This is a genomic window from Sphingobium fontiphilum (assembly GCF_014196635.1).
GTDB classification, from domain to species: domain Bacteria; phylum Pseudomonadota; class Alphaproteobacteria; order Sphingomonadales; family Sphingomonadaceae; genus Sphingobium; species Sphingobium fontiphilum.
In genome coordinates, this window is the sequence record NZ_JACIEB010000001.1 from 165,126 (window position 1) to 181,383 (window position 16,258).

Sequence of the window (16,258 nt, forward strand, 5' to 3'; positions counted from 1 at the left end):
TTGTCAATTATTACCAGAAACGTCAACAGTAATACTTTTGTCACCATCCGCAACAGGCTGAATCTTCCTGGAAAGTTCCAGATCATAGACGGCGGTGGCGCCATATCGGTGCGGCGCATGCGGGTCGCGTCGCCGCTTGTCGATGGTCAGCACGCGGGTGCCCAGCGAGAATGCTTCCTTGATGTCGTGCGTGACCATGATGATCGTCAAAGCATAATCGCGCCAAAGGCGGGTGATGAGCCCATGCATGTCCGCCCGGATGCCCGGATCGAGCGCGCCAAAGGGTTCGTCCAGCAACAGGATGCGCGGACGTTTGATCAGGGCCTGGGCGATCGCCAGCCGTTGCTGCATCCCGCCCGACATCTGCGCGGGATAAATGTCGCGGCTGTCGCCCAGGCCGACGGCGTCGAGCATGGCTTCCGCTTCGGCAATGGCCGTGCGTCTGTGGGCGCCCAGCAGGCGGCTCAGGAACGGCGATTGCGCGCACTCCAGACCGAACAGCATATTGCCCAGCACGGTCAGGTGCGGGAAAACCGAATAGCGCTGGAACACGACCCCCCGGTCCGGCCCGCATTCAGGGGGAAGCGGCGCGCCATCCAGCCATATCTGGCCCCGCGTGGGCGCTTCCTGCCCCAATATAACGCGCAGCAGGGTGCTTTTGCCCGCGCCCGAAGGCCCGACGATCGACACGAAGGAACCGGTGGCGATGTCGAGGTTGACCCGCTCCAGCACGACCTTGTCGCCATATTCGACCCAGATGTTCTGCAGGCTCAGCAAGTTGCTCAATGCTGCGCTCCATGCGCCCAGGGGAAGATGCGGCGACTGCACCGGACAAGCGCCAGGTCCATGATGATGGCGAGCAGCGCGATCCATGCGACATAGGGCAGGATGACGTCCATCGACAGATATCGGCGCACCAGGAAGATGCGATAGCCAAGGCCGATGTCGGACGCGATAGCCTCCGCCGAGATCAGGAACACCCATGCCGGGCCAAGCGACAGGCGGACAGACTGGATCAGGCGGGGCATCGCCTGCGGCAGGGCGACGCGCAGCATTACCTGCCAACTGCTGGCCCCCAGCGTCAGCGCCTTGACGATCTGCTCGCGGGGCAGGGCGGCGATATGGGCGGCGATATCGCGGATCATGAAGGGCGCGATGCCGATCACGATCAGCGCGACCTTAGCCGTTTCACCCAGGCCAAAGGCGATGAACAGGATGGGAAGCAGCGCGATCGGCGGGATGACGGCGATACCCGTCACCAGCGGGGAGAAGGTCGCGCGAACTGGGGGCAGGACGCCCAGCAGCAAGCCCACTAGCAACGCTGAAGCGGTTGAAATGCCAAGCCCTATACCCAGCCGGCCAAGGCTGGCCATCGTGTCGGCGAGGAAAATGAACTGGCCCGTCAACTGATCCGGCTGGAACAGCAGCGCCGACATTGCATCCGCCATGCCGCCGGGCAGGGGCAGAATCTTGTCATTGGGGTTCGCCTGGTGCCGACTTGCGGCCATGATCAGGTAGAGCAGGATCAGCAGGGCGATCGGGATCGCGCCCAACAATATGCTCGTCCCCCGCCGGGGGCGCCGGTTCACCCAACGCATATGATGCTGTCCATCAAGCGGGTTGACCGGTCAGAGTTTGCCATCGGCGGCCATCTGCATGAAACTCTCATCGAAACGCAGCGTCACATGGTTGGCGTCGCCCAGCGTCTTCTTACCTGGGAAGGACATGCCCACCGCGTCGGCGGACTTGGCGCCCTGACCGAACAGGCCCTTGGAAAAGCTGAAATCGCGAACCCGGGTCATGGTGGTGATGAGCGCGGGGGCGGATGTTGCGGCGACCGCCGCCTTGGGATCGGCATAGAGATAGGTGGTCGCCAGTTGCTGGTCGAACAGCTCGGGGGTGGACCCGGCCAGCTTCGCCATGGCGGCGCGGGCCGCCTTGCCCTGTTCGTCCTGCCGCTGCATCAACGCGGTGGTTTCATACCAGATGCCGGCAAGCGCCTTGCCCAGATTGGGGTTGGCCTTCAGCGTTTCGGTATCGACCACCAGCAGGTCGAGAATTTCGCCGGGAATGTCGGCGGAACTGAAGACCTGCCTGGCGCCCGGCGTCCCTTTCATCACCGAAAGCTGCGGGTTCCAGGCGACGGCGGCGGTGACCGCAGGTGTCTGGAACGCGCCGACGATGTCCGCGTCAGCGGTGTTCACCGTCTTGACGTCGGTCAGCGCCATGCCCACCGAATTGAGGCCGCGAGCGAGCAGATAATGCGACACCGAAAGCTCGACCAGATAGACTTGCCGGCCCTTTATGGCGCTCAGCTTGTCCGCCCCCTTCAGCATGATGCCGTCATTGCCGTTGGAATAATCTCCGACGATGATGGCGCTGGTATCCTTGCCGCCCGCCGCCGGGATGGTGAGCGCGTCCATATTGGCCACGGTCACGCCGTCCAGCTTGCCGGCGGTATATTGGTTCACCGACTCCACATAATCGTTGACCTGAACGATGTTGATCTTGAGGCCATATTTGTCGGCCCATTTCTTCACGATCCCGGCCTGCTGCGCATAGGGCCAGGGCATCCAGCCGGCATAGATCGACCAGCCGATATTGAATTCGGTGCGGGCCTTCGGCGCCTCGGCCGAAGGCGAGCAGGACGCCACCATGAGAGAGCAGGCCACAAGGATGAGTTTTCCTGCGCCGCCGATCCTTTTCAACATGATTCGTCCCCTTTCGCACTGCAGCATTGCCGCAAAAACATCGCTTGTCCATCTTGATTATTACTATTGCGCGCCTTTGTAATATCGGTAGGCTGACCGTCGCGCAGCCCTGACGGAGAACCGCCGGGCCAGCGTTTTTGGGGGGAGGGGAGTTTCAGCTTCGCAGCCGGTTTGCGGTCGCCGCCGCGCCGCGCCCCTTTGGGAGAATATGATGCCGCAAAGCCCGATCAGCGCCGCTTCGCCGCCTTCCGTCTCGACGCGGACCTACCCAAACGGCAATCCGGAACTGCAATATAATCCGCCGGGCGTGCGCAACACCGACAGCGCCATTCCGCTGCATCCAAAGGCGCCGGTGATGCACCATTATGATTGCGAGGGGCCTGCGCCCGGCGATCTGGCCTTCCGCTGGATTTTCGGGTCGAGCGTCGCCGCCACCAACAGGGATCCGCGCGTTCAGGTGGTGCAATATAATGAGGATAGCTTCGTCCTGCGGCAGAATGTCTGCGTCCATTGGGAGGCGCCCTTCACCTATCTGCTGTTTGGCAACAAGGGCGCGCTGCTGATCGACAGCGGGGCCACGGACAATGCGCAGCATTATCCACTGCGGGCGACGGTCGACGCCATCATAACGCGTTGGAGCCAGATGCGCGGGCGCAGCAAGGTGCCGCTGACGGTGGCGCTGACATCGGGCGAAGACGTGGCGCAGAACCAGGGACTGGTGCAGTTTGCGGGTCGGCCCGATACGGTCATTGTTCCCCGACCGCTGGAGGTGATGAAGCGGTTCTACGGCCTTGGGAACAGCTGGCCGTCAGGGACGGGGCGCATCGACCTGGGCGACCGGGTGATAGAGGTGATCCCGACGCCCGGAACGCACAAGGATGGCGTGACCTTCTACGATCCCTATTGCGATTTCCTGTTCACCGGCGACCTTCTGTTCCCCGGCCGAATCAACATCGGCAATGACAAGGATTTTCTAGCGTCGCTGGAGCGGTTGAAGGCGTTCGCCGCCACCCGTCCGGTCAAATGGATATTGGGCGGTCATATCGACATGATGTTCGTGCCCGGCAAATATTATCGCCGCTTCGTCAATTACAAACCCTATGAGCGCGTGCTGGAACTGCCGCCGGCGATCATCGACGAGGTGATCGAGTCGACGCGAGAGGTGCTGGGCAAGGAGACGATGCTGATCCAGCCCGAATATGTGCTCTTCAACGGTGTCAGCCCGGACCAGCGCACGCGCGTCTGGCCGCAGGGCGTGCCCAACATCACGCCGCCTTTCCACTTCTGATCCTGTCGGAGACCGTCCATGGACCGTCGCTCTTTCCTGACCGCCAACGCCGCAGTCGCGGTCGGCGCCAGCCTGACCAGCATTGCGCAGGTTGCGTCCGCCGCCGCCCGTCCGGCGCCTGTCGACTTCAAAACCAATCTGCCCGCGCCCGGCGTCTTTCCCGACAGGTGGATATGCGGTTCGTCGTCCTGCATGGACAACACCGATCCGCCGGTGCAGGTGCATTGGTATAACGAGCACACCGCGATCCTGCGGCAGAACAAGGCCTATAGCTACGAAGCGCCGTTCGCGCCGCTCTATTTCGGCAATGATCGTGTGCTGCTGCTCGATGAAGGCTTTACCCAGTTGCGCAACGAGTGGGATTTGCGCGGCGTGGTGGACGAATGCATCGATCAATGGTGCGGTCGCAACGGGCGCGATCCCGCCAGCCTGGAACTGCTGGTCGCCTTCAGCCATCTGCACGGCGACCATTATCTGGCGGTCAACCAGTTCGCCGACCGGCCCAACACCCGCTATATGGGGCAGACCCATGAAGAGATGGTCGGCTTCTGGGGCATGACCCATTTTCCCGAAGAGCGTGTGACGCTGGACCTGGGCGGGCGGGACATATTGATCTGGGGATCGCCCGGTCATGTCGTGTCGGAATTCGCCTATTATGACAGCTACAGCCAGATCCTTTATACCGGCGACATGTTCTACAGGGGGCGGTGCTACATCAGCTTCTGGGAACCCTGGTTCGAGAGCATGAAGCGGCTCATCGCCTTTTGCGATACCCATCCGGTCGCCCATGTCATGGGGTGCCATGTCGAAATCAGCAAGGACGGTCAGGATTATCCCTATGGCATGACCTGGCAGCCCGATGAGGCGCCGGTGCAGATGACCGTGCAGCAACTGCGCGACGCTTTCGAGATGGCCAAGACCATTACCGAACCGGGCATCTATTTCACCGGCACGGTGTTCCTGTGCAACCAGACGCGGGGCACGACCACGATCGACCGGAACCCCTATCGTTACTGATACCCCCAACAGCCATCGCGATCAGCGCAGGAGTGAAACCATGATGAAACCCGTCGGCCTTCCCCTTGCCCTGATGGCGCTGTGCGCGGCCGGATCGCCCGATTCCGCCGCGCTGACCGAAAAGGTGCTGGATGTGCCCGGCTTCGCCGATTTTCTGGCGGTGGACGGCAACACGGTTTGGACCACCAATGACGGGCGGGTCGAACAATGGTCGACGGGCGGCAAGATCGCCTTCGTGACGATGCCCAAGCCGTGCGGCGCGATGACCATGGGCTTCGGTTCGCTGTGGGTGGGCAATTGCAAGGGCGGGGAGGTTTATCGGATCGATCCGCAGACCGCCGCCGTTCAGGCGACCATCCCGGCCGGAATCGGCCCCAGTGGGGAATTGAACGTCGTTTCGGGTGCCGGTTCGATCTGGGCGCCCGATCAGACAGCGGGCAAGATTTCCCGCATCGACCCCGCCATCAACAGCGTCATCGCGACGATCGACGTCACCGCCGACGCCTCCTATCTCGCCTTCGGCTTCGACGCCCTGTGGGTGGTGAGCGGCAAGGGGCAGACGCTGCAGCGCATAGACCCGGCGACCAACAGCGTGACCCACAGCCTGACGCTGGGCAAGATGCCCGGCTTTCTTGCGGCGGGCGAAGGGGCGGTATGGGTGCAGGAACAGGGCGAAGGCACGGTGGCGAAAATCGACCCGGTTACGGTGTCTATGGTCGGCCGGGTCAAGGTCGGCGACAACCTGAAATGGGGCGACATCGACACTGGCGGCGGCATGGTATGGCTGCGCACGACCGACGATCAGACCTTCGTGGCGATCAACGCCGCCAGCATGGAAATCGTTACGCGCGCGGGCAAGGCGTCGGGCAGCGGCGCGCTCCGCTACACGCCATCGGGCATATGGACGACCGCGCATGACCTCAAGACCATGTCCTGGTGGAGCCACGCGCCGCAGTAGACGGTCCGCGCCTTTCGTCCGAATCCCGAACGAATCGCCGGATGCGTCAGTCCAATTCGCAACTGCAAAACCAATATATTGCACTGCTTCAAAAATGGCTCAAAGTCACAATCATCGTGAAAATCGCCGTTTCAAGCCGTTTTCCATAAAATTTCGCCGGTGCGGCAGCGATCATAATAATACTCTTGACGCAATTGGTAATATCAATACCGTGTCTGCATCATGGTCTGGATGGCGAAATCGCCGGAAAGCGGGATCACCCACATCGGGGCGCTTGGCGGCCTGATACAGGAGCAATGCGATGGATCGAAAGCAGGCCGATGGCGCTATTCTTCCCAGCGAACTCGCATCACCTGTAGACGACGTTCGCGCATCCGTGCAATCGGGCGGAGTGGAAATGGCCGCGGCGCCAGCCAGCAGCCTCACTCAATCGCTGATCAATCTCATCCCGCCGTTGTTCGTGGTGCTGGTCTGCCTGTTCTGGTATTTCGCGCCGCCATCCCTGGTCGATCAGCCCGCGACCCTGATTTTGGTCGGCCTTGCGATCAGCTTTTCGGTGCTGGGGCTGGAATATCTTTTCGAACGGCATGTCGGCTGGCGGATCAACAGGCGCGAATTCCTGACCGACCTCTTCTATGTCGTGCTCAGCTATACGGTCATAGCGTGGGCGACCAACCTGTTCGCCGAAGCGCCGCTTAAGGCGATCAAGGCGTCGCTGGGCATGGCAACGCCATGGGCCGCCGCCCTGCCTTTCTTCGTGCAGACCGCGCTGGTCGTTTTCCTCATCGAATTCGGCCAATATTGGATGCACAGGCTGATGCACAACTGGACTCCGTTCTGGCTGACCCATGCGCCGCATCACCACATCACCCAGCTCAATGCGATGAAGGGTTATGTCGGCAATCCGGTCGAACTGTTCCTGATCAGCCTGAGTGTGGTGGCGCTGTTTGATTTCGACACCGCACCGATTTTCTGCGCGGTCAACATATTGGGTGTGGTGTCGACCTTTGCGCACGCCAATGTGCGCGCCGATCCACCGCCATTTTATTCATTCATCTTTACGACGATCCGCCATCACAGCCTGCATCATTCGGTCGGCTATGAAGAAACGCGCTGCAACTATGGCAATTCGCTGATCCTGATCGACCGGGTGCTGGGCACCTATCGCGAGGGCGAGGGGGTTCTGGTCGGGCAGGATGAACGCAGGCGTCTGTCGATCCGGGAGCAATTCCTGTTCCCGTTCGTGCCGGTGATCGAAGCGATCCGGGCCCGGCTGGGCAAGTCGGTGTCGACTGCGGGTTGATGCACTCTTGGCTTGTCGCAGTTGCGACGGGCCGGAATGGACATGCACGGCGTCGGTCAGAACGCCGGATAACAAGAACCGAAAGCGGCGGCCCGCATGAAAATAAGGGCCACATAAAGCCGCTCGGTATGATGGAGAGAATGCCAGCCAGAGGAGGCGTCGAGGAAAAAAGGGGTAGCTCATGTCATATCGCGCCAGGCTCCGCACGGGGCTGTTGTCGGCAACAATGTTCACCAGCGCCATGCTGGCGACGCCCGCTCTCGCGCAGGAGCCGCAAGGCGCCTCCGCTGACGATGACAGCGTTATTGTCGTCACCGGCACGCGCCGTTCGACAACGATCATGGAAACGCCCATCAATATTTCGGCCGTTGGTTCGGCGGAACTGGACAAGCTGCGCATTCAGGACGTGCGCGACCTTGCCGATTTCACGCCGGGCCTGACGATTTCGGACACCGGGCCGGGAACGACCGGCGCGATCGTGTTGCGCGGTTTGGCTGCATCGGACGTCAGCAGTACCGGTTCCAACTACGACAGTGCTGTCGGCGTCTATCTGGGCGAAGTGCCGCTCTATTACGACTTTAAGCTGCTGGACGTCGACCGGGTCGAAACGCTACTGGGACCGCAGGGCACGCTTTACGGTCTGGGCACGCTGGCAGGCGCCATCCGCAATATTCCCAACCGGCCCAATGTCGACGCATTCGAAGGCTCCGTCCACGCCAGCACCTATGTCAAGGATCATAGCGGCAAGATCGGCTATCAGGCCGACGCGGTAATCAACATCCCCATCTTGCGCGACAATATCGCCTTCCGTTCAGTCGTCGGCTATTACTTCGATCCCGGCTTTATCGATTATCCGCTGTTGATCCAGACCCCCGGCGTCTCGCTGCCGCAGCCCGATGGTTTCATTACGCCCGGCGAACCCGAAACCATCTCTGACGCCGGCTATGCCGCTAACCTCAAAAGCGCCAAGGATCTCAACTTCGAAAAGACCATCACGACGCGCAATCAGTTGTTGTTCACGACGGGACCGGACTTCACGGGCGTGCTGACCTATGCATTCCAGCGCACGAAGACCGGCGGCGCCCAGACGAACAGCGCCGGCGTTTTCGGCACTGGCAAATATGAAAATGCCAGCCGTTTCGTCGAACCGGTAAATCGCCGGGCACATCTGCTCAGTCTGGAAATCAACGCCAGCGTCTTCGACTTTGCCGACCTGGTGGCGACGACGGCCTACACCAAGGTCAAGACCGACTCAATGCGGGACAATACCGACCTGTTGCTCGATCTCGACTATGATTATGAACTGTTCCCGGCCTTTTCGAGCTGGAACAGTTCATCGACGCAGCGCAAGCAGTATAATCAGGAGATCCGCTTCGTCTCCACCCATGGCGGGCCCTTCAGTTGGGTTCTGGGCGGCTTTCACAATGAAAACAGCTATCAGAGCGACTATGCAGAGCGCATACCCAATCATCCTTGGGCCGACCCCGCTACCAATCCAGAATATCTGGAATATGTAAGCTATATCACGTCCAAGGTGAAGGAAACCGCATTCTTCGGCGAGGGCACGTTCAAGATCATGCCCGATTGGCAGGTCACAGGCGGCGCCCGATATTTCAAATACTCGTCCAAAATCGCGGGCGCGCAGACCCTGCCGATCCTCGGCGATCCGCTCAGCCCCTATGACCTGCCCGCCCGCGGCGGCAAGGCTGGCAAGAGTGGGTGGGTGTGGAAATTCAACACTTCCTATAACTTCACGCCGGACTTGATGCTCTATGCCACCTACAGCAAGGGCTATCGCATTGGTGGCCCCAACAGCGTTGCGCCATGCCCCAACCCGCTGCCGAACGATCCTGATGGCGACAACGTCAACAACACACAGATTATCTGCGGCTTGCCGTTTGAAATCCAGTATGGACCTGACGAAACCAAGAATATTGAAGTCGGCATCCGTACCCAGTTGTTCAATCGCAAGCTGACGTTCAATTTCAACGTGTTCCAGATCGATTGGGACGGTATTCAAGTTGCATCAGCCACGCTGAACGGCATTGCGGGCATTACCGTCAATGGCGGCACGGCCCGGTCCAAGGGGTTCGAGACATCGTTCCAGTTGCGGCCGATCGCGGAACTGATGATCCAGGGCACCTATGCCTATACGGATGCGGCACTCACCCAAGATGTGGCGGGAATCATCCCGGTCAATTCTCCCGCACAGACCTATCCCACCGCTCCGGTCAACCTGCCTGCCTTGTCGGGCGACCGTCTGCCGGGTTCGACCAAGAACAGCGGCAGCCTGGGCGCGACCTACACCATGCCGTTGGGCGACGACGCTTCGCTCAGCGCCAACTGGACGGCGACCTATCGCGGCAATATCGTGACCCGCTTGGGTTGGGACCGCGCCTATGGCGACAAGCTGCCTGGGTACGTGATGCACCGCGCGTCGCTGACCTATGACACTGATCGCTACAGCCTCAGCCTGTTCGCGAACAATATCTTCGACAAATATGCTGTCGTGTCCGTCGCCAACGACCGGTCGCGTATCGGCGTCAATGATGGCGTCCGCCTGCGCTATTATCAGCAGACTGTCGCCAGCCCGCGGACCTTCGGCATTGAGGGCCGCTTCAAATATTGATGATCAGAGCAGGCTGCGTCCCATTGGGCGCAGCCTGCTCCAGTCTTTTGTTTTCGTATCGCTTTTAGCGGAGAGCCGGTTCCCACTTTTCCGCACGATGCTTTAGCAGGGGGATGGGGCGCTTTCGGGAAACCGGAGGCGCCCCTTTTCCGTTTCAATCGACCGCGATGTCCTGGCTTTGCAGCCACAGGCGCGCCGGTTCCAGCGCGTCGGCATGGGCTTTCCATCGGCCCACTGCGTCGGCGTTGATCGGGCGGCGGACTTGCGCCGCGCTGGGCGTCGCGACGGCGGCCTCGTTCCGGTGAAAGGACAGGCAGGCGTCGTCCCAGTCCAGTCCGCAATGGTCCAGCAGGCGGCGGGTCTGCCCTTCCTGATCGGCGACCAGTCCTTCATAGGACAACTGGAGCACGCGCCCCGGCCACAGCCGGTCCCACATCGCCATCAGCCGGTCGAAGCGCGCATAATAGCGGGCGATGTCCATTACATCGTAGGAATAGGCGTAATAAGCAGACTGGCTGGCGAACAGATTTTTGTAGTTGCTCCAGATCGTGTCCATCGGGTTGCGCCGCAGACAGACGATGCGGGCGTTGGGCAGCGCACGAACAATATGGCCGATGTAGAGGAAGTTGGCCGGCAGCTTGTCGGTGAAGCGGGCGGTGCGGCCCGACCTGTGGTGGCTGGCGCGCTCCAGATAGGCGGCCTCGATTGCCGCAGGATCGGCCGAGCCGCTGGCCATGATCGTTTCCGGGTCGATAACGACCCGCGAGCGCGTCCCGGCGAGCCGCTTGACCGCGATGGGCATCGCCTGAAGCTCGCCGGCGGCTTCCACGTCGCGGTGGGACGACAATATGCGGTCGACCAGCGTCGTGCCGGTGCGTGGCATTCCCACGACGAAGATGGGGCGTCCGTCCGCGTCGCCCGTCCCCCGGTTTAGACCGGCCCCACCCCGGTCGAACAGCGCTTCGATGGCGTCGAAAATGGCGGCGTCCTGGCGGAAATCATAACCCAATATCTGCTTTTGCCGGGCGTTGGCGGCGGCCAGATGGGTGAAGCTGGCCGCCGCATCGCCCAAATCCTCCAGTTCCTTCGCCAGCGCATATCGAATGCGCAACGCATCGTCGGGATTGCTGGCCATGCCCAACGCCTTTTCCAGGCGGGGCACGTGATTGGACGCGGCGGTCTGGCGCGACAGGATGGCCAGCGCATAATGCGCCCGTCCATTGGTCGGTTCGCCTTTCAACAGCGTCTCGTAATGCGCGCGCGCGTCAGCGGTCCGGCCGGTAAAGCCGCAGGCGGCGGCCAGATTATAGCGAAACTCGCGATTGTCCGGTTCAGCCGCGACCGCTTGCAAAAAGGGGGCGACCGATGCTTCATGGTCGCCCAGGCGCGCCAGCACGCAACCGATGGTGTCGCAGGTGAGGGCGTCTGGGGGGGCCAGCGCCATGGCCTGGCGGGCGGCATCCGCCGCCTCGCCATCGCGGCGCACAAGAATCAGCAGCCTGGCCAACTGGGCCAGATGCTCGGCCTTTGGCCCCCGGTCGACCGCATTCTGGAGCAACGGAAGCGCCTGCGCGACCTGATCGGCCTCGACCGCCGCCATGCCAAGCAGGAAATAGCCGTCCGGGTTCGCCGGATCGGCTGCAATCACGGCGCGCGCGGCTGCGATCGCCGAGTTGAGATCACCCTGCTTCAGGGCTGCGCGCGCCTGTGCTTCATATTTCATCGGGGCGATCCGCCTGGGGCAGGGGTGTCGGCATTCCCATCCTGTCTGGTGTGGTCGGCGCGTCGCACCGATCAGGGTGATCAGTTTAGGCTGGCGGGATCGCGATGACAAACATGTCGTTCCACCCGCTGCTTATGCACTGTGCAACAGCTTGCGAAACCGCGCCCGGATCAGTTTGCCTTCCAATATCCGGCCGATCACATAGAGCAGTGCGAAAATGCCCGCAAAAACATAGGCCGTCGTGGGGGAGGACTTCTTATTTCCGCCCTCCTTTTTCTTCTCTTCGTCCGATTTGGGTTTTTCCGGCGCGGGGGCGCCCAGCGCCTTGTCAATCCAGTGCTGGGGTCGTTCGACCTCCTTGTTCTCAGCTTTCTTGTCCTTCCGCGCTGCCGCGCTCGACGCCGATTCCATATTGCCGATGGCGATGGTCAACTGTCCGAAGCCGATGAACATCGCGGGCAGGATGAAGCAGAACAGCAGGATCCGGCTGAACATGTCATAACGCAGCACAGGGCCGCCAGCGCCCTGTTCGACGGTCAGCACGCCGCCGTCGAATATCGACATCTTGTCCTGGGGCGCCTGCGCGCCCTTGCGAAAGGTGAACACGCCGCCCGACCGTTCATGGCTGGTATAATCCTGGCGGAAGAGGGGGGCGAGGCGCGCGAACGCTTCGTCATCCGTTTGCCCCGGGGCCAGCGCTACATGGCCCCTGATGTGCCAGATCCAGTCGATCAAACGCCGATTCACTCTGTTTCCTGTCCGCTGGAGGTGGGGCGGCATCATGCCGTGCGAGAGCGCATTGTGCTCCCGATCATGGGGTGGATAATGGCAGGACGGGGCTTTGCGCCCCGCCTCACTCGGCGGGAACCGCGATGGCCGGCCGCGCGAATTTCTGCTTCAGGTTCTTCCACGCTTCTGCGAAGGGAAAGACCATCGTCTCGCGGATCGTCATGCGGCGGCCGCCCTCCATGCCCAGCAACTCCGCCTCGCCATCGACGCAGGTGCCGAACAGCCGGTCGATGATGATCCAGGTTCCGGCATAGTTGCTGCGCGTCGCTTCATAGTCCTGCGAATGATGAACGCTATGATGTTCGGTCGTGTTGAAGATGAAGCGCCACCAGCGCGGCGTGTTGAATCGGACGTTGATATGCTGGTAGGTGCCTACCGCAAGGCCAAGGGTGCCCGCGAGCAGGGCCGCTCTGGGCAGAAAATCGAAGAAGCCGCCAATGCCCAGGCCGATAAGGAACAATTCGACAGGATTGCCTACCGCGCCCTTGTTGATGTTCAACTGGGTGATGTAGTGATGCGGCGCGTGGGTCAGCCAGAGCGGATACCAGTTGTGCATCCCGCGATGCATCCAATATTGCCCGCAATCGAAGATGAAGGAGATGAGCACCGCCTGCACCAGCAGCGGCAGGCCGACGAACCAGGCCAGTTTGTCCCAGTCAAAGGCGTTCTGGATCGCTTCGATCATGGCGCCGTCACCAATATATCCGTCGATCATGCGTAGGACGGTGTAGCCGAGCGAGACATAGAACAGGTCGGTGACCAGTTCCTTCCAGGTCAATCGCCAACTGTCATGGCGTGGATTCACCCATTCCATCGCCAGCAACAGTAACTTGAAACCGATGCCGATGCCGATCGCGGTGGACGCTTTGGCGATGTCATTGGGGGCGTAATACCAGAAGGCGACCAGCGCCAGCAGCGCGGCAGGCTGGAACCAGGTGAACACGAACCGTTTGAGCGGTCCCCCCTGGACCTTGGGAATATTTTCCCAACCGACCGTGACCGGAGCCTGCGCCCCGATGATTCGCTTGCCTACGCGGACTCCATCCATCACGCCTGCCCTCGCGCTCTATGGTTGCCCTCTCCGGTATCACTAATTCTTGCAAAAGTAATATCACGAAGACTCCCCTTGTCTACAGGCAAAGCGACATCGCCGGCAAATGGCCGCGCTTCGCCCGTTCGGACGCGCGAAAGGACCCATAGCCGCGCACGTTCGTCCGGTTGCCGCGGCTGCACAGTCGGGCGGACGTGCGGGAACAAGGCAATGGCGGGGCGCGACGTCTCGTTTCGACTCAAACCGGATATGGCGGAAAGAACGATGTTTTAAGCCGGTGATTTGCTTAACGGTCATGCGCGCCTATCATCCCGCCATCGATATGATTTCGACGGAATGCGCAATGACCGATCCTATATCCTCCACCGCCATACGCGCCCGCTTTGCGGCCGCCATGTCCGACATGTATAGACAGGAAGTGCCGTTGTACGGCGATCTGCTCGACATAGTGTCGAGGGTGAATGCCGCCGTCCTCGCCGCCGAACCCGCGTTGCGCGCCGCATTGGAAGAGGCGGGCGAACTGGCGCGGCTGGATGCGGAGCGGCACGGCGCGATTCGCGTTGGCACCGCGCAAGAGCTGAGCGCGCTGCGGCGGGTCTTCGCGGTCATGGGAATGGCGCCGGTCGGCTATTACGACCTGTCGGTCGCCGGCGTACCGGTTCATTCCACCGCCTTTCGCCCGATCGACAGCGAGGCGCTGCGCGCCAATCCCTTTCGCGTTTTCACTTCGCTGCTTCGCCTGGACCTGATCGCCGATACGGATCTGCGCGCGCAGGCGGCGTCGATACTGGCAGGGCGGCGGATATTGTCCGACCGGGCGATGGAACTGGTCGCGCTGCATGAGGAGCGGGGCGGGCTTTCCGATGCCCAGGCGAGCGAATTCGTGGACGAGGTGCTCGACACTTTCCGCTGGCACGCGCGCGCGATCGTCGATCGGACAAGTTATGACAGGCTGAACGCGGCGCATCGGCTGATCGCTGACATCGTCAGCTTCAGGGGGCCGCACATCAATCATTTGACGCCGCGCACGCTCGACATCGATGCGGCGCAACAGGCGATGCATGACCGCGGCATGGCGGCGAAGGATGTGGTGGAAGGGCCGCCTCGCCGCGCCGTGCCGATCCTGCTGCGCCAGACGAGTTTCAAGGCGCTGGACGAAAGCATCGGGTTCGTGGACGATTTGGGGCAGACAACGGGCAGCCACACCGCGCGCTTCGGTGAAATCGAGCAGCGCGGCGTGGCGCTGACTCCCGCCGGGCGGGCGCTGTATGACGCCTGTCTGGATCGGGCGCGCGGCGCGCAGGGGTCGCAGGGGGCGGACTATATGGATCGGCTGGCGGCCGCCTTTTCGGCGATGCCGGACGATATCGTGGCGTTGCGTCGAGATGGGCTGGCCTATTTCCGCTACAGCGCGACGCCCACCGGGGTCGGGGCGCTGGCCGGTGAGGCTGGCGACGGCGCGGATGTCGAGGCGTGGATCGACGCGGGCTGGATCCGTGCCGATCCTATCACCTATGAGGATTTTCTGCCGGTGAGCGCAGCGGGCATTTTCCAGTCGAACCTTGAGGGACGCGAACAGGCGGCCTATGCCGCCCATTCGGCGCAGGCGCAGTTCGAACAGGCGCTGGGTGCGCCCGTTGCCGATCCCTTCGCTCTCTATGCCGCTGAGGAGGCTGCCTCCCGCGCGGCTGCGATAGCGGCGTTGCGCGGCGCCTGATGCCTTGCTCGTTTATATCTTGCCCTGACCGTTCATCATTCATGCTGGCGCATTTTCGCTGTGGCTCGCGCTTGCGCCAGCCGATATTGACAAAATCGCTGCGCCTCAATTAACGCCTCCATGACCGCGGAGGCCGCGAAATTTCCTTTCCGGCGGCGCTGGCGTGCGCCATGCGAGGGGAACGGATTTTGAGCGACGAGCAATTCATCCTGCGGCTGTCATGCCAGGATCGGCCGGGCATTGTTTCGACGGTGACGACGTTCCTCTTCCACGCCGGTTACAATATTCTGGACGCGCAGCAGTTCGACGACGAGCTGACCGGCCGCTTTTTTGCGCGCATCCATTTTTCATCGGTTTCCCAACATGGGGCGCTGGATGATCTGCGCCAGCGTTTTGCCGCGACGGCGGCGGCATTCGACATGGACTGGGCCATTCGCAGCCGGTCGGAGCCCCAGCGCGTGTTGTTGATGGCATCCAAATTCGACCATTGCCTTGCGGATTTGCTATATCGCTGGCGGACGGGCGAACTGGTGATGAACCCCGTTGGCATCCTGTCCAACCATCCGCGCAAAACCTATGCGTCGCTCGACTTTGGCGACATTCCGTTTCACCATCTGCCGATCAGCAAGGACAGCAAACCACAGCAGGAGGCCCGCATCAAGGCGATCGTCGACGAGACGGGCGCAAGTCTGGTCGTCCTTGCGCGTTACATGCAGATTCTGTCCGATGACCTGTCCGCCTTCCTGTCGGGGCGCTGCATCAACATACATCACAGCTTCCTGCCCGGCTTCAAGGGAGCGAAGCCCTATCATCAGGCCCATGCCCGGGGGGTCAAGATCATTGGCGCGACGGCGCACTATGTCACGTCGGATCTGGATGAAGGCCCGATTATCGAACAGGATGTCGAGCGCGTGAGCCATCGCGATCGGCCCGATGATCTTGTCCGCAAGGGTCGGGACATCGAGCGCCGCGTTCTGGCGCGGGCGGTCCGCTACCATCTGGACGATCGCGTTATTCTCAATGGATCGACCACCGTCGTTTTTCCCGAGTAACCGGTCCCGACCCCATTGGT

The 16,258-nt window shown here is 61.6% G+C and carries 13 protein-coding genes; 7 read left to right on the forward strand and 6 right to left on the reverse strand.

Annotated features, from left to right (window positions below; genetic code table 11):
- Positions 1-3: 3 nt before the first annotated feature.
- Genes GGR44_RS00705 through GGR44_RS00715 form a run of 3 tightly spaced genes read right to left on the reverse strand, consistent with a single transcriptional unit; the run spans position 4 to position 2,711 of the window.
- Positions 4-786: an ABC transporter ATP-binding protein gene (locus GGR44_RS00705; protein ID WP_183953532.1), complete on the reverse strand. Its 783-nt coding sequence runs from the start codon at positions 784-786 to the stop codon at positions 4-6.
- Positions 783-1,598 carry an ABC transporter permease gene (locus tag GGR44_RS00710; protein WP_183953533.1) on the reverse strand — a complete coding sequence of 272 codons (816 nt, stop codon included), beginning with the start codon at positions 1,596-1,598 and terminating at the stop codon, positions 783-785. The genes GGR44_RS00705 and GGR44_RS00710 overlap by 4 nt, the downstream gene beginning before the upstream one ends.
- A 30-nt stretch (positions 1,599-1,628) precedes the next feature.
- Positions 1,629-2,711 carry a putative urea ABC transporter substrate-binding protein gene (locus tag GGR44_RS00715; RefSeq protein WP_183953534.1) on the reverse strand — a complete coding sequence of 361 codons (1,083 nt, stop codon included), beginning with the start codon at positions 2,709-2,711 and terminating at the stop codon, positions 1,629-1,631.
- A gap of 208 nt (positions 2,712-2,919) precedes the next feature.
- Between GGR44_RS00715 and GGR44_RS00720 the strand changes: the two genes are divergently transcribed.
- The 5 genes from GGR44_RS00720 to GGR44_RS00740 all read left to right on the forward strand — a co-directional run bounded on the left by GGR44_RS00720 (position 2,920) and on the right by GGR44_RS00740 (position 9,906).
- Complete coding sequence (locus GGR44_RS00720) at positions 2,920-3,999, forward strand: MBL fold metallo-hydrolase (RefSeq protein WP_183953535.1); 1,080 nt, start codon at positions 2,920-2,922, stop codon at positions 3,997-3,999.
- A gap of 18 nt (positions 4,000-4,017) precedes the next feature.
- Positions 4,018-5,016, forward strand: a complete 999-nt coding sequence (locus GGR44_RS00725) for an MBL fold metallo-hydrolase (RefSeq protein ID WP_183953536.1) — start codon at positions 4,018-4,020, stop codon at positions 5,014-5,016.
- Between the two features lie 40 nt (positions 5,017-5,056).
- Positions 5,057-5,974 carry a Vgb family protein gene (locus GGR44_RS00730; protein WP_425511284.1) on the forward strand — a complete coding sequence of 306 codons (918 nt, stop codon included), beginning with the start codon at positions 5,057-5,059 and terminating at the stop codon, positions 5,972-5,974.
- 301 nt (positions 5,975-6,275) lie between these two features.
- Positions 6,276-7,277, forward strand: a complete 1,002-nt coding sequence (locus GGR44_RS00735) for a sterol desaturase family protein (protein WP_425511285.1) — start codon at positions 6,276-6,278, stop codon at positions 7,275-7,277.
- Positions 7,278-7,458: 181 nt separating this feature from the next.
- A complete protein-coding gene (locus GGR44_RS00740; protein ID WP_183953537.1) occupies positions 7,459-9,906 on the forward strand; it encodes a TonB-dependent receptor in 2,448 nt (815 codons plus the stop codon).
- Between the two features lie 154 nt (positions 9,907-10,060).
- Here the strand turns inward: GGR44_RS00740 and GGR44_RS00745 are convergent, their stop codons facing one another.
- From GGR44_RS00745 to GGR44_RS00755, 3 genes are all read right to left on the reverse strand, one after another.
- Positions 10,061-11,629 carry a tetratricopeptide repeat-containing sulfotransferase family protein gene (locus GGR44_RS00745; RefSeq protein WP_183953538.1) on the reverse strand — a complete coding sequence of 523 codons (1,569 nt, stop codon included), beginning with the start codon at positions 11,627-11,629 and terminating at the stop codon, positions 10,061-10,063.
- Positions 11,630-11,761: 132 nt separating this feature from the next.
- Positions 11,762-12,376 (reverse strand): hypothetical protein, encoded by a 615-nt coding sequence (locus GGR44_RS00750; protein WP_183953539.1) that lies wholly within the window; start codon positions 12,374-12,376, stop codon positions 11,762-11,764.
- A gap of 106 nt (positions 12,377-12,482) precedes the next feature.
- Positions 12,483-13,466: a sterol desaturase family protein gene (locus tag GGR44_RS00755; RefSeq protein ID WP_183953540.1), complete on the reverse strand. Its 984-nt coding sequence runs from the start codon at positions 13,464-13,466 to the stop codon at positions 12,483-12,485.
- Positions 13,467-13,812: 346 nt separating this feature from the next.
- Between GGR44_RS00755 and hglS the strand changes: the two genes are divergently transcribed.
- Positions 13,813-15,186 carry a 2-oxoadipate dioxygenase/decarboxylase HglS gene (gene hglS / locus GGR44_RS00760; protein WP_183953541.1) on the forward strand — a complete coding sequence of 458 codons (1,374 nt, stop codon included), beginning with the start codon at positions 13,813-13,815 and terminating at the stop codon, positions 15,184-15,186.
- A 170-nt stretch (positions 15,187-15,356) separates the two neighbouring features.
- Positions 15,357-16,238 (forward strand): formyltetrahydrofolate deformylase, encoded by an 882-nt coding sequence (gene purU, locus GGR44_RS00765; RefSeq protein ID WP_221214229.1) that lies wholly within the window; start codon positions 15,357-15,359, stop codon positions 16,236-16,238.
- Positions 16,239-16,258: the final 20 nt, after the last annotated feature.